The organism is Ruegeria sp. AK4, assembly GCF_056541025.1.
The window spans coordinates 26,832-39,999 of record NZ_JBQFXS010000007.1 but is presented as its reverse complement, the minus strand read 5'-3'; the positions used below and the strand labels follow the sequence as shown (position 1 = coordinate 39,999).

The window sequence follows — 13,168 nt, the reverse complement described above, 5'->3', positions numbered from 1 at the left end:
TCGGGTCAGCCTCGAAAGTATCGAAAAGTTTCAGATTGTTGGTGGTTATTTCAGTATTCGAGGGGGCGAGGCTGACCCCCGACTTCAATAGGTAGCGGGTCGCTGTTGTTTGCAACAGCGGCCCGTTTGATTTGGGGCGCGCCTCAGACCCGGCCAATCGCCTCGACCGCGCGCTGGACGGCGGCTTTTGTCTGCTCCAGATCGGCCTCGGTCACGGCCATCGACGGGTAGAGCTTGCCGGGGGCCTTGAACACGCCATTGGCCCTGAGCGCGGCGTTGTAGACAGTATTGCGCTGCGGATCATCGTGTTTGGCACTGCGGTAATCGCGGCAGGCGTTTTCGGTGAAATAGATGTCGAACAGCGTCTCATCCCCGCAGATGCGGTGCGGAATACCGGCTTGGGTCAGCGCGTCGGATTGCATGTCCTGCAGGCGCTTTCCGATGCCGCGCAGATGCTCATAGGCCCCGTCCCGGCGCAGGATTTCCATCGTTTTCAGACCCGCGACCGAGGCCACGGGGTTGCCGGACAGGGTGCCCAGCTGCATCAGCCAGCCCTCCTCGCCCACTTGCGACTTGTCGAAATGCTTCATGATTTCAGCACTCGCGCCCAGCGCGGCCAGAGGGAACCCCCCGCCGGTGATCTTGCCCAGCGTACAGATATCCGGGGTCACGCCATATCGTTCCTGCGCACCGCCATAGGTCAGACGGAAACCGGTGACGATCTCATCGAAGATCAGCAGCACGTTATGCTTGTAGCACAGATCGCGCAGCCCCTGCAGGTAGCCGGGCTGGGGCGGTATAATCCGCTGCAACGGCTCGACCATGATCGCGGCGATATCGTCATGCTCGGTCAGCAGGGTGGCGACCGCCTCAAGATCGTTGAAAGGCGCGATCAGCATCTGGTCGGCCACACCCTGCGGGATACCGGCACTGTCGGGCACGGCTTGCGGAAAATTGACCTCGCGGCTGGGGGCAAGGCTCATCTGCGCTTCGGCGCTCATCCCATGATAGCCGCCTTCGAATTTCAGGATTTTGTCACGGCCTGTGTAGGCCCGGGCCAGACGGAGCGCATACATATCCGCCTCACCGCCCGAGGCGACAAAGCGGATTTGTTCGCAGCAGGGCACGGCGTCGATAATGGCCTCGGCCAGTTCGACGCCCTTGCTGTTATTGGCGAAGAAGGTCATGCCTTTGGGCAGCTGTTCCAGCACCGCCTCCATCACCTCGGGGTGGCCGTGACCCAGCAGCATCGGGCCCGAGCCGATCAGATAGTCGATATATTCATTGCCATCTTCATCCCAGACCCGGCTGCCCTGGCCGCGGGCGATCAGGATACCGGGGTCGAAATTGCCAAATCCCCCGGCGGGCAGAACCTCATTCGCGCGGGCGATCCATTCGGATTGCGTGTTGATCTTCAGCATCTCAGACGATCTCCAGTATCGGGGAACCAAGAATTTCGGGGTCGGGGGTTACACCTAAGCCCGGACCGTCGGGCGGTGCAATCCTGCCGTTTTCGCGGTCGGGTGCATCGGGGCAGAGGCGCGGGGCCACGTAAGAGGACAGATCGCAGGTGTTCAGCAGCGATCCATGCGGGGTCGAGGCCGCGAAATGCAGCGAGGCGGCGGTGACGATATCCGAGCCCCACGTGCATTCGGCGCAGATCTCGGCCCCCAGATGCACGGTCAAATCGCGCGCCCGGCGCATTGCCGACAGCCCGCCGAACTTGGACAGTTTCAGCGCCACCGCATCCATGCAGCCCAGTTCGTGGGCGCGCAGCAGGGATGCCAGATCGTGGGCGTTTTCGTCGATCTTCATCGGCAAGCCGGTCGCCTGACGAACAGCGGCGCAGTCCTCCAGCGTCTTGCAGGGCTGTTCCAGCATCACGTCCAGATGTGCGACAGCGCGCCCGGTTCGGGTGGCCTGCAGCCGCGATGCGCCGCAGTTCCAGTCACCATAGACGATGGGCCCCGGCCCTACGGCCTCGCGCACTTTGATCAGGCGTTCGGCATCGGCCTGCCAGTCGGCCTCGACCCCCAGCTTGACCTGAAACTGGCGGATACCGGTCTGATAAGCCACTTTGGCGATCCGCGCCATCTCATCCGGCGCGATGCAGGTGATCGAGTGATAGAGCGGCATGTCCTTGCGCGTGCGCCCGCCCAGCAGGGCATAGAGCGGCTGGCCCGTGGCCTGTCCGAACAGGTCCCAGAGCGCGATATCTACAATCGACTTGGCATAGCGGTGGCCTTGCAGAACCCCGTCGAGCTTGCGCATGGGCGCGTCGGCCCCGAAGGGGGTGATGCCGAGGATTTCCGGCCCCATCTCGGTGATTGCGGCAGGCACACCATCGGCATAGGCGGGCAGGTAGTGCGGGATCGGGCAGACCTCGCCCCAGCCTTTCAGGCCGGTATCGGTTTCCAGGCACAGGATATGGGTTTTGACCGTTGCGCAGGTTTTGCCGTCGGCCATGTGGTAGGTTTCGTGGCTGGTCAGGTTGACGGACCAGAGGGTGAGCTTGGTGATCTTCATGCGGGCCGTCCTGTGGGGTGTGGCGTGGCGCTGTCAGAGGGGCCAGCCCCTCTCTTGGCCTGCGGCCAATTCACGCCCCGGGATATTTTTGGACAGATGAAGCAGGGGATCATCGCGGGGCCTCGTAGGTTGCGATTGTGGGGCCGAGGGTGTCTTCGTCGGGGTGGACGCCGAGGCCCGGGGTTTCGGGCAGGTGCAGGTGGCCGTCGATGTTGCGGGGGCCGCGCCCGCCGGCGATGTCGACAGCGATCATATCCTGACAGGCCCAGACGGCGTGGCAATTGTCATCGGGGATAGTGGCGGCCAGATGCAGCGCCTCGGTATCGGCCAGGACCGAGCCGCCGGTGGCCATCACGAACATATCGATTCCGTGGGCCAGCGCGATATCGCGCATGCGGGCGGCTTTGGTCAGGCCGCCGACGCGGTTGAGTTTGATCCCGAACACCTCGGCCAGCCCATCGCGGGCGATGCGGGCGGCGTCCTGCAGGGTGACGAGGCTTTCATCTACTGATACGGGCGAAGCATGGCGGGGGGCGATGGCGGCGATGTCGTCCAGCGTTTCGCAGGGCTGTTCGAACATCACGTTCAGGTCTTCGCAGGCTGTCATCACCCGCAGGGCCTGTTGCCGGGTCCAGCCTCGGTTGACGTCATAAAGCACGATCTCGCCGGGGCGGCGGATGCTTTCCACGTCGCGGACCCGGGCGATATCGCGTTCGACATCGCCGCCGATCTTGACCGAATGGGCCACGTAGCCGCGGTTGCGGTAGCGGTCCATTACGGCGCGGGTTTCTTCGGCTGTCTTGGCCCCGACAGACGAGGCAATCGGGCGCGGTGTGCGGGACCCGCCGCCCATCAGGTCGGCGATCGGCAGGCCCGCCGCCTGCCCCGCGATGTCCCAGCAGGCCATATCAATAGGGCTTTTGGCATAGAGGTGGCCGGGCAAGGCGGTGTCCATGGTCCGTTCCACCTCCAGCACTTTGCGGGGGTCGAGGCCGAGGAGGAACGGGGCCATGGTTTCGATCCCTGCACGAATGCCGGGGCCGTGAGCGGGAACATAGGTGTGACCCCACGGCGTGCCCTCGCCCCAGCCGGTCAGGCCGCTATCGGTTTCGATTTTCACCAGCGTCGCATCCAGCGTTTCGAATTTCAGGCGACCGCCCGACAGCCAATAGGGGTGTTCCAGCGGCAGGTCGACCTGATAGACGGTGATGGTTTTGATCTTCATCAGGCGTACTCCGCCACGGGCGCGCCGAGGCTTTCGAAATCCGGTGTCACGCCCAGTCCTGGCGTATCCGGGGCATAAAGCTTGCCATCCCGCGACATCGGACCGCCGATTCCGGTGGATCGGCTGTTGTAGTTCATCAGATCGGTGGTGTTTTGCAGATAGTCTTCGGGTGTTGAGGCGGCAAAATGGGCGACGACCGAGGTCGTGATCTCGCCGCCCCATGTGTCTTCGCTGACGACGGGGATGCGGTTGTCGATCAGATAGTCCCGCACCCGCCGCGCCTTGCTGAGCCCACCGAGGTTTGAGAGTTTCAGGCAGCAGATTTCGGCCCCGCGATCCGCGACAATCCGCTGGGCCATATGCAGGCCCGTCAGGCATTCGTCCAGCTTCATCGGCTGTTCGGCGACGCGGCGGACCTGTTGACATTCCTCATAGCTGCGGCAGGGCTGTTCGAGGATATAGTCCAGATCGCGCGTCGCCCGCGCCACCCGGATCGCATTGTCCACGCGCCAGCCCTGATTGGCATCCGCCATCGCCTTTTCGCCCGGTTGCAGCAGCGGCACGGTGGCGCGGATGCGGTCGATATCACTGGCCCAGTCGCCGCCCACCTTGATCTGAAACTGGCGATAGCCCTGATCGCGATAGGCGTTCATCTCGGCCACTGTTTCCTCGACCGTTTTTTGCGGCGCGACCCGGTACATCGGCGCGCCATCGGTCAGCTTGCCGCCCAGCAGCATCCAGACCGGCTGGTCGCAGGCCTGTCCCAGAATGTCCCAACAGGCGGCATCGAAGGGGGCCTTGGCGTATCCGTGCCCCTGCACCAGATGGTCCATCAGCTGCTCGATCCGGGCTACCTGACGCGGGTCTTCGCCCAGCAGTTTCGGCGCGACCAGACGCGCCAGCGCTGCCACGCCTTCGGAATGGGCGACCATGTAGCTTTCACCGCAGGGCGTGAATTCGCCGCATCCCTGCAGCCCGGCATCGGTGTCGATGACCACAACCGAGGCGGTGGCGGTTTCAATCGCATTGCCCGCGCCCCAGACATAGGCCCCACCCACATAGGGCAGCGCGGTCTTGTAGATGCGGATGCGGGTGATTTTCATGCGGCGTCCATCCGGGGCAGATCGGCCATGCCTTCACCGCGCCACAGTACGAAGGTCAGGATGGGCTCGTCGGGCGTGATCATGGCGTGGCTCTGCCAGCTGCCATGTTGGCGGGTCTGGTTCGGGCCGATATAGGCGTCGTTTCCATCGACCCGGAACAGAGCGCCACCGGCCAGGGTCAGGTACAGTTCCTCCGCCTGATGGCTGTGCCAGTCATAGGTCAGGCCCGCGCCCCAATAGGCCACGTAGCCCCGCAACTGGGTGCTGTGGAAATGGCCGGTCGGGCCGAAGAGTTCGTAGTAGCCATAGCGGTTCAGGAAATCGGCTCCGACCTCGGCCTCGGTATAGGTGTGTTTCCAATGGGCCAGATGTGCGGTTGCGCGGATCGCGTCGGTTAGCGGATTCGTTGGCGCGTCGCTGGTGGGGATCTCTTGCACCAGAGGAACGGCAGGGACCGCGTTTGGGTGCAATTCGGTCGGGGTCAGGTCATCGGGCCACGGCCCAAAAGCCGACAGATCGGGATGGGCCTGATGCACCTGCCGGGCGGCTTCCAGAACATCGTCCAGCGTCATGGTACCACCACGATATTGCCGGTGTGCTGTTTGGCGATGAAAGCCGCCTGGGCGTCGCGCAACTCCTCCAGCGGATAGGTCGCGGCGAGGGCGGGTTTGATCTCACCCGCTTCGATATACGTGACGAGGTTGCGCATGACCTGCGGGGCGATCACGGTTGATCCGGTAAAGGTCAGGTCACGCAGGTAGAAAGTACGCAGGTCGAACTCGACCATTGGGCCTGCAATCGCGCCCGAGCAGGTATAACGCCCGCCGCGTTCCAGACAGTCGATGAGGTTCGGCCAATAGGGGCCGCCGACCACATCCGCGACCACGGTGATCTTCTCGCTGCCCAGCGCGGCGCGCAGATTTTCGGGCGCGCGCGGCAGGATCATGTCCGGCCCCAGTTCGGCCACGTCGGCATGTTTCGCCTCGGACGCCAGGGCGATCACACGCGCGCCGCGCCGTTTCGCCAATTGCACTAACGCGCCGCCGACGCCGCCCGAGGCTCCGGGTACCAGAACGGTGTCTTCCTCGGTGACATTGGCGCGGGTCAGCATGCCTTCGGCGGTGGAGTAAGAGCAGGAAAACGTTGCCAGTTCTGCATCCGACAGGTCTGAGGTGATCGGCACCGCATTCACCGCCAGTGTCGTGGCGTATTCGGCAAACCCGCCGTCCCGTTCCGAGCCGAAATAGCCGGTCTTGTCCATGTTGCCGGGGTCCTCGGGGTCGCGCAGCCAGCCATCGGTGATGACGCGCTGACCGATCCGCGCGGGATCGACCCCGTCGCCCACGGCCACGATCTGCCCGCAGATATCGGCCCCCTGAATGCGAGGAAATGTGATCGGTGCGCCGCCCCAGGTGGGGTCGTCCTGCCCGACCTCGTCAAACGCGCCGCCGGTGGTCGCATCGGTGACGGTTTTCGAATACCAGCCCGAGCGCGTGTTGACGTCAGTGTTGTTCAGGCCGCAGGCCGCGACCTTGATCAGCACCTCGCCGGGGGCCGGATCGGGGCGCGGCCAGCCTTCGTGCAGCACCATCTGTTCCAGACCGCCATGGCCCATCGTGACCATGGCTTTCATTGTATCGGGCAGTTTCATCATGCAGTCTCCATCACGGCATCGGTGCGGGGCAGCAGGCTTTGCGGATCATAGGCCGGTTCCCCCAGCACGCGCGCCGCGCGGGGGGTGCCGTGGATTACCACCTGCAACTCCGTCCCTGGCCTGGCGGCCTCGGGCTTGATATAGGCAAAGGCGAGGATCTTGCCGACCGTGTGCCCATAGGCCACCGAGGCGGTCGAGCCCACAACGCGCCCGTCCAGCATGACGGCCTCGCCGCCATGGCCGTCGATCTCTCCGTCCGGTTCGATTTCCAGATAGGCGCAGACCCAGGGCAGGTCGGTGTTCAGGGTCTTGTCCCCGCCCAGATAGTCCTTGTCGGTGCGGGCAAAGCGCAGCACATCCGCCTCGGCCAGTGTGACCTCATTGGTCAATTCGCCCGCGCCTTTGAAGCCCTTCTCCATCCGCATCACGTTCATGGCAAAGCTGCCGTAGTCGGCGATGCCATGCACCTCACCCGCCGCCCATAGCGCGGTGTAGACGTCGAGACAGGCGGCGTTGGGCATGTGCAATTCCCAGCCCAACTCGCCCGCATAGGACATGCGGAAGGCCCAGACCTTGTGGCCCGCGATAGTGACTTCCTGCGCCGAGAGCCAGCGGAACCCGGCATTGGTCAGATCGGCATCGGTGCAGCGCGCCAACACGTCCCGCGACCGGGGGCCGTTCAGCGACAGGGCCGACCAATCGGCGGACAGGGCGGTGATCTGCACATCCTCACCCGCACGCTGCTGCGCCAGATGATCCAGCAACCGCTGTTCGAAGAAGGCCGCGCAGACCAGATAGAAGCGGTCATCGGCCATGCGGACGATAGTTGTTTCCAGTTCGATCCGGCCGCGGCGGTTCAGCATATGGGTCAGCGTGATCGAGCCCACCTTCTGCGGCATCCGGTTGGCGGTCAGCCGATCCAGCAGTGCGTAGGCATCCGGGCCCGAAACCTCGACCTTGGTAAAGGCGGTCACATCCATGATGCCGACACGCTCGCGCACCGCTTTGACCTCAGCCGCGACCATGTCGTCGGCGGGCGTGCGGCGGAAGGAGTAGTGGTCGCGCTGCTCGACGCCATCGCGGGCGAACCAGCGCGGGCGCTCGAATCCATAAACCTCCTCATGCACTGCACCCTTGGATTTCAGCAACTCATAGAGAGGCGACGGTTTGATCGGACGCCCTTCCAGACGGTTGAAATGCGGAAAGGGGATTTCGTGGCGTAGGCAGTAATCTTCCTCGGCCTTGATCACCTGCCAATCCTTGGTGGCATAGCTACCGAACCGGCGCGGGTCGAACTCGCGCATCGAGATATCGGCAGCCCCATGCACCATCCAGCGCGCCAGCTCGCGCGTCAGACCCGGCCCCCAGCCAATGCCGATCTGCGTGCCACAGCAGCACCAGTAGTTGCGCACCCCCGGCGCAGGCCCGATCAGAGGGTTGCCATCCGGCGGGTGCGAAATCGCCCCATGCACATCCCGCTGAATGCCCAGCTCGGCAAAGATCGGCATCCGGTTCAGGCTTTCCTCAAGCCATGGCATCACCCGGTCGTAATCCGCATCGAACAGCCAGTTCTCGTATTCCCACGGGCAATGATCATGCCAGACCGAATTCGGGTTTTCCTTCTCGTAAATCCCGATCAGCCCGCGCTGCTGCTCCATCCGGATATAGCCCGAGACCTTACGGTCATCGCGGATCACCGGCAGTTCGGTGTCCAGGTTCTGGAACTCGGGCACCGGTTCGGTCACGAAATAGTGGTGCGTCATCGAGGTCATCGGCAATTGCAACCCGGACCATTCGCCCATCTGACGGGCATAGGTGCCGCCTGCATTCACCACATGCTCGCAGGTGATTGTTCCTTGCTCTGTCTCGACCACCCACTCGCCGTTCTCGGCCTGCGTGATGTTTGTGGCGCGGCAGTTGCGGAAGATGCGCACGCCCTTCTGACGCGCACCCGCGGCCATCGCCATGGTCACGTTGGTCGGATCGACATGACCGTCATCCGGCGTATGCAGCGCGCCCAACACGCCTTCCAGATTGTAGAACGGGTGCAGTTCCGCCACCTTTTCCGGCCCGACCAGTTCGATGTTGAAGCCCAGCGACCGGCCCACCGACAGGGTGTGGCGCAGCCAGTCCATCTCATCCTCGGTATAGGCCAGACGGAACGAGCCGCAGCCATGCCATGTGACGGGCTGGCCCGTCTCGGCCTCCAACGCACCGGAGTAAAGCCCGATGTTGTAATCCACACATTTGCCCAGCCCGAAGCTCGAGGTCGAATGGGTGATCTGCCCCGCCGCGTGCCAGGTGCTGCCACTGGTCAGCTCGGCCTTTTCCAGCAGGACGGTATCGTCGCCCCAGCCTTCATGCGCCAGATGATAGGCCAGACCGACCCCCATGACGCCGCCTCCAACGATGACCACGCGGGCGTGTGACGGCAATTTCTTCTCGGACATGACATTTCCTCTTCCCGAGTCGCTTTTCTGCTCGACAGGCTAATTCCACATTTGTACCATCGTCAATCATGAATGACACAAATGTATCATCAATCGTTCTCGACCGCCTGAGCGCGGAATGGGAGGCCCTGACGCCCGAGGCTCAGAAGGCCGCGCGGTATGTGCTGGAAAACCCAACGGATGTTGGGGTTTCGACCGTGCGCGAGATTGCCGAGGCCGCAAAGGTCAAGCCCAACACGTTTGTTCGCATGGCCCGGCAGGTAGGGTTCGAAGGCTATGAAGATTTCCGCGCCCCCTTCCGCGACGCGATTCGGCAGGGCACCGTGTCCTTTCCCGACCGCGCGCGGTGGTTGCAGGATATCGGCAAGTCCGGGGAACTGGGCGGGCTCTATGCCGATATGGTGGGCGCTGCGATCCGCAATATCGAGGAAACCTTTGCCGGGATCGATGCCGCAAGCCTGAAATCCGCAGCCGAGGATATCTGGACCTGCCGCCAGATTTTCACGCTGGGCGTCGGTGTCAACAACGCCAACGCGCGCAACTTCACCTATCTGGCCTCGACGGGGATGAAACAGTTCCACGCCATTCCCCGCCCCGGCTCAACCCCTGTCGACGATCTGGCCTGGGCCGATGAACAGGACGTGCTGATCGCCATCACCTGCCACCCCTACCGGACCGAGGTGATCGACGCGATAAAGCTGGCCCGCCAACAGGGGCTGACCGTGGTGGGCATTTCGGACAGCCCGGCCAGCCCGGTCATCCTGAACGCGCAGCACGGCTTTGTCGTGGCCGCCGACACGCCGCAATTCTTCCCCTCCTCCGTCTCGACCATCGCCTTGCTGGAAACGCTGCTGTCCTTCGTGATTGCCGTGTCCAGCGATGAGATCGTCGAGCGGGTGGAGCGGTTTCACCAACGCAGACACCAACTTGGCCTCTACGCGGAGGAGCCCGAATGAACGCCCCCCTGACCCACTCGCTGGACGCGCGCTATTACACCGACCCTGCGATATTCGAGCAGGAACTGCAGGGATTGCTGGCCCGAACCTGGCAGTTCGCGGGCCATGTGGCGCAGGTGCGGGAACCGGGTGATTATTTCGCCTTCGAGATCGCCGGTCAGAGCCTGTTTTGCATCCGCGGCCGCGACGGCGAAATCCGTACCTTCTATAACGTCTGCCAACACCGCGCCCATGAGATGGTGACGGGCGCAGGCAACACCCGCGTGGTCGTCTGCCCCTATCACGCCTGGACTTATGAGTTGTCCGGCCAGTTGCGCGCCGGGCCCAACATCAAATCCGTCCCCGGCTTTGACCGCAGTACCATCTGCCTGACCTCGGTGCGGACCGAGGTGTTCAACGGCTTCATCTTCGTTAATCTCGACGACACCGCCGCGCCGATGGACGAGTGGTATCCCGGCGTGCGTGAGGAAATCCGCGCCTTCGTTCCGCATATCGACGATCTGGAACCGCTGGAATGGGTCGAGATTCCCGAAAACTGCAACTGGAAGGTCAGTATCGAGAACTACTCGGAATGCTACCACTGCCCCACCAACCATCCGACCTTTGCCGAAGGCGTGGTCAAGCCCGAGACCTATGACATCCAACCCGACGCGGGCGGCGGCTATGTGCTGCGCCATACCACCGAGTGCCAAAGCCTCGACAAAATGACCTATCCCATCGACCTGTCGGTGCCGCATGCGGGGGATTATCAGTCGTGGTTCCTGTGGCCAATGTTCTCGTTCCAGTGCTACCCAGGCAATGTGCTGAACACCTATCACTGGCGCGCAAACGATGCCGACCACTGCACCGTCTGGCGCGGCTGGTATACCGAGGGCGGCTCGGAAAGCGCGGTAATCCGGCAGTTGGCGGTGCAGGACCGCGAAACCACGGTCGAGGAAGACATCCGTCTGGTCGAGAGCGTCCACCGCGGCCTGAAATCCCGCGGCTACCGCCCCGGCCCGCTGGTGCTGGACCCGGGCTGTGGCGTGATGTCGGAACACTCGATTGCCCGGTTGCAACAATGGATGCGCGAGGCGGTGGATCCTTGACCGGAGAATCCCCATGCTGATGCCCGAAGACTGGCGACCCGAACACAAGCTGTTCCCGCATCAGGTCGGCTTCACCTGTCCGCCCTTCGATTTTGACGCCGCCCCGTCGGATTTTCTGCGCATCTGCCCGGAAACGGTCGGCGTGCATGGCTGGATGCTGCATGTGCCGGACTATGTGCACGGGCTGGATCAGCGTAAACAGAATTTCGGCATGCTCGAGGATTTCGTGCATTGCATGTCGCGCAACGGGGTGGATGTGTGCGGTCAGGTCGGCTCGAACTGGGTTCATGCCTGCGGGCTGGGGGTTGAAGGCGTGCGGCAGCATTGCGCGGATCTGTCGGACAAGTATGGCACCCGGTTTCACATGGCGGGCTATGCCATGATCGAAGCGCTGCGCGAGATGAATGTGGAAAAGGTGGCGCTGAACGCTGCCTATCACTGGCCCGCATGGTGGCAGGGCACGGTCGGGTTTCTGCAGGAGGCCGGGTTCGATGTGCTTTATGCGGGCAATTTCCACGATCAGGGGTGGTTTGACAGTCAGGAGGATATCAACGCCTGCCGTTGGGTGTTCGACAGTGATCTGGCGATGAAGAGCTTTGAATATGTGGCCGAGCAGGCGCCGCAGGCGGATGCGATCCTGATCAACGGCATGTGCAATTTCCGCACCGGGCCGGATGGCCTGCCGCAGCGCCCGCTGCATCTGGCCGACCAGCTAGAGGCCGCCCTGGGCAAGCCGGTGATCGGCCATGACATCGCGCTTTACTGGCGTATTTTCAAATCGCTCGGCCTTGCGCCTGCAACAGCGCATGGCCGGTTGTTGAAACGGCTCCGGCACCAAGGAACCTGAGATCATGCACAAAATCCTCGCGCTGTGGGCCGTGCCCCGCTCGACCTCGACCGCCTTTGAATGGATGATGCGCCAGCGCGGCGATATGGAATGCCTGCACGAACCGTTTGGCGAGGCCTGGTATCAGGGCGAAGATCCGCTGTGGCACCGGTTTCAGCCGGGGGACGTGACGACACCGGGCCTGACGCTGGAGTCAGTCTGGGCCGACATTCAGGCGCGTGCGGAACGCGGTCCGGTTTTCATCAAGGATTTCCCCCATTACATCAACCACATGTGGGATGCGGAATTCCTGTCCCACTTCAACCACGCCTTCCTGATCCGCGATCCGGCCAAGACCATCACCTCGATGTACAAACGCTGGCCGGATTTTGCCGAAGGGGAGGTTGGTTTTCCGGAACAACGCGCCCTGTTCGATCTGCTGACGGCGTTGAACGGAACCCCGCCGCCGGTGATCGACAGCGACGATCTGCTGGAAGACCCGCATGGGATGACGCAAGAGTTTTGCGCGGCGGTGGGCATCCCGTTCCTTGAACATGCCCTGACATGGCAGGCGGGCGGCGACCCGTCGGCGCATAGCTGGTGGGATGGCGGGTCGTTCCATGCCAATCTGGCCAATTCGACCGGGCTTGCGCCCCAGCCCCGCTCGTATATCGATATCGGTGATGCACCGGATCGGGTCAGGCAGGTGCATCGCCGGATGAAACCGCATTATGATCACCTCTATCACCATCGCCTGACCTGCTGACGAACCGGAGACCTGACATGGCCGACACTTTCAACGAAGACCTTTTCCTGAAAGGGCTGGCGCAGCGCAAAGGCACGCTGGGGGCCGAATATGTGGAAAAGAACCTGGCCGCCGCCGATGAGTTCACCCGCCCGTTTCAGGAGGCGATGACCGCATGGTGCTGGGGCTTCGGCTGGGGGGACGAGGTGATCGACGCCAAGACGCGCTCGATGATGAACCTGTCCATGATCGGAGCTTTGGGAAAGATGCATGAGTGGGAGATTCACTGCCGGGGGGCCATCAACAACGGTGTTTCCCGCGAGGAAATCCGCGCCATCATCCACGTGATCGGGATCTATTGCGGCGTCCCGCAGGCGCTGGAGTGTTTCCGTGTGGCCCGGAAGGTGCTGGAGGCTGAAAACATGCTCTGAGGCCGGACACGCCCATCCGGACGGCATGGCAAATGGTCATCATATAGTCACATCAAAGCATGACGCTGGGGCACAGTGGCAAAGCTGCCGCACCGGTGTCTGACAATCCAAGCGTGATAAGGCGCGGGTTGTTGCATGCGGAAAGAGAGTGAACTAACGATACC

At 62.9% G+C, this 13,168-nt stretch carries 12 protein-coding genes; 5 read left to right on the top strand and 7 right to left on the bottom strand.

Annotated elements, in window-relative coordinates:
* Window positions 1-143 precede the first annotated feature (143 nt).
* From ACR0EZ_RS13985 to ACR0EZ_RS13955, 7 genes are all read right to left on the bottom strand, one after another.
* Entirely contained in the window at window positions 144-1,421 is a 1,278-nt protein-coding gene (locus ACR0EZ_RS13985) for an aspartate aminotransferase family protein (protein WP_480613993.1), read from the bottom strand.
* Window position 1,422: 1 nt separating this feature from the next.
* Window positions 1,423-2,526, bottom strand: a complete 1,104-nt coding sequence (locus ACR0EZ_RS13980; protein ID WP_480613991.1) for a mandelate racemase/muconate lactonizing enzyme family protein — start codon at window positions 2,524-2,526, stop codon at window positions 1,423-1,425.
* A gap of 109 nt (window positions 2,527-2,635) precedes the next feature.
* Window positions 2,636-3,751, bottom strand: coding sequence for a mandelate racemase/muconate lactonizing enzyme family protein (locus ACR0EZ_RS13975; RefSeq protein WP_480613989.1), 1,116 nt, complete (start codon window positions 3,749-3,751; stop codon window positions 2,636-2,638).
* On the bottom strand, window positions 3,751-4,854 hold the full coding sequence (locus tag ACR0EZ_RS13970) for a mandelate racemase/muconate lactonizing enzyme family protein (RefSeq protein WP_480613987.1): 1,104 nt from the start codon (window positions 4,852-4,854) through the stop codon (window positions 3,751-3,753). Before ACR0EZ_RS13970 ends, ACR0EZ_RS13975 begins: the two co-directional genes overlap by 1 nt.
* Window positions 4,851-5,426, bottom strand: a complete 576-nt coding sequence (locus ACR0EZ_RS13965) for a dimethylsulfonioproprionate lyase family protein (protein ID WP_480613985.1) — start codon at window positions 5,424-5,426, stop codon at window positions 4,851-4,853. The genes ACR0EZ_RS13970 and ACR0EZ_RS13965 overlap by 4 nt, the downstream gene beginning before the upstream one ends.
* Window positions 5,423-6,505: an alcohol dehydrogenase family protein gene (locus ACR0EZ_RS13960; RefSeq protein ID WP_480613983.1), complete on the bottom strand. Its 1,083-nt coding sequence runs from the start codon at window positions 6,503-6,505 to the stop codon at window positions 5,423-5,425. The genes ACR0EZ_RS13965 and ACR0EZ_RS13960 overlap by 4 nt, the downstream gene beginning before the upstream one ends.
* The gene (locus ACR0EZ_RS13955) at window positions 6,505-8,958 is read right to left on the bottom strand and encodes an FAD-dependent oxidoreductase (protein ID WP_480613982.1); all 2,454 of its coding nucleotides are present in this window, start codon (window positions 8,956-8,958) and stop codon (window positions 6,505-6,507) included. The genes ACR0EZ_RS13960 and ACR0EZ_RS13955 overlap by 1 nt, the downstream gene beginning before the upstream one ends.
* 68 nt (window positions 8,959-9,026) lie before the next feature.
* Here ACR0EZ_RS13955 and ACR0EZ_RS13950 point away from each other — a divergent pair, with 68 nt between their 5' ends.
* The 5 genes from ACR0EZ_RS13950 to ACR0EZ_RS13930 are packed head-to-tail and all read left to right on the top strand — an operon-like array spanning window position 9,027 to window position 13,004.
* A complete protein-coding gene (locus ACR0EZ_RS13950) occupies window positions 9,027-9,914 on the top strand; it encodes a MurR/RpiR family transcriptional regulator (protein WP_480613980.1) in 888 nt (295 codons plus the stop codon).
* Window positions 9,911-11,002 carry an aromatic ring-hydroxylating oxygenase subunit alpha gene (locus ACR0EZ_RS13945; protein WP_480613978.1) on the top strand — a complete coding sequence of 364 codons (1,092 nt, stop codon included), beginning with the start codon at window positions 9,911-9,913 and terminating at the stop codon, window positions 11,000-11,002. The genes ACR0EZ_RS13950 and ACR0EZ_RS13945 overlap by 4 nt, the downstream gene beginning before the upstream one ends.
* A 13-nt stretch (window positions 11,003-11,015) precedes the next feature.
* On the top strand, window positions 11,016-11,849 hold the full coding sequence (locus tag ACR0EZ_RS13940) for an aspartate racemase/maleate isomerase family protein (RefSeq protein WP_480613976.1): 834 nt from the start codon (window positions 11,016-11,018) through the stop codon (window positions 11,847-11,849).
* A 4-nt stretch (window positions 11,850-11,853) separates the two neighbouring features.
* A complete protein-coding gene (locus ACR0EZ_RS13935) occupies window positions 11,854-12,594 on the top strand; it encodes a sulfotransferase-like domain-containing protein (RefSeq protein WP_480613974.1) in 741 nt (246 codons plus the stop codon).
* 17 nt (window positions 12,595-12,611) lie between these two features.
* Complete coding sequence (locus ACR0EZ_RS13930) at window positions 12,612-13,004, top strand: carboxymuconolactone decarboxylase family protein (protein WP_480613972.1); 393 nt, start codon at window positions 12,612-12,614, stop codon at window positions 13,002-13,004.
* Window positions 13,005-13,168: the final 164 nt, after the last annotated feature.

Excerpts from the sequence above, each read along its gene's own strand:
- ACR0EZ_RS13985 (WP_480613993.1), bottom strand. The coding sequence starts at position 1,421 with ATGCTGAAGATCAACACGCAATCCGAATGGATCGCCCGCGCGAATGAG.
- ACR0EZ_RS13980 (WP_480613991.1), bottom strand. The coding sequence starts at position 2,526 with ATGAAGATCACCAAGCTCACCCTCTGGTCCGTCAACCTGACCAGCCAC.
- ACR0EZ_RS13975 (WP_480613989.1), bottom strand. The coding sequence starts at position 3,751 with ATGAAGATCAAAACCATCACCGTCTATCAGGTCGACCTGCCGCTGGAA.
- ACR0EZ_RS13970 (WP_480613987.1), bottom strand. The coding sequence starts at position 4,854 with ATGAAAATCACCCGCATCCGCATCTACAAGACCGCGCTGCCCTATGTG.
- ACR0EZ_RS13965 (WP_480613985.1), bottom strand. The coding sequence starts at position 5,426 with ATGACGCTGGACGATGTTCTGGAAGCCGCCCGGCAGGTGCATCAGGCC.
- ACR0EZ_RS13960 (WP_480613983.1), bottom strand. The coding sequence starts at position 6,505 with ATGAAACTGCCCGATACAATGAAAGCCATGGTCACGATGGGCCATGGC.
- ACR0EZ_RS13955 (WP_480613982.1), bottom strand. The coding sequence starts at position 8,958 with ATGTCCGAGAAGAAATTGCCGTCACACGCCCGCGTGGTCATCGTTGGA.
- ACR0EZ_RS13950 (WP_480613980.1), top strand. The coding sequence starts at position 9,027 with ATGAATGACACAAATGTATCATCAATCGTTCTCGACCGCCTGAGCGCG.
- ACR0EZ_RS13945 (WP_480613978.1), top strand. The coding sequence starts at position 9,911 with ATGAACGCCCCCCTGACCCACTCGCTGGACGCGCGCTATTACACCGAC.
- ACR0EZ_RS13940 (WP_480613976.1), top strand. The coding sequence starts at position 11,016 with ATGCTGATGCCCGAAGACTGGCGACCCGAACACAAGCTGTTCCCGCAT.
- ACR0EZ_RS13935 (WP_480613974.1), top strand. The coding sequence starts at position 11,854 with ATGCACAAAATCCTCGCGCTGTGGGCCGTGCCCCGCTCGACCTCGACC.
- ACR0EZ_RS13930 (WP_480613972.1), top strand. The coding sequence starts at position 12,612 with ATGGCCGACACTTTCAACGAAGACCTTTTCCTGAAAGGGCTGGCGCAG.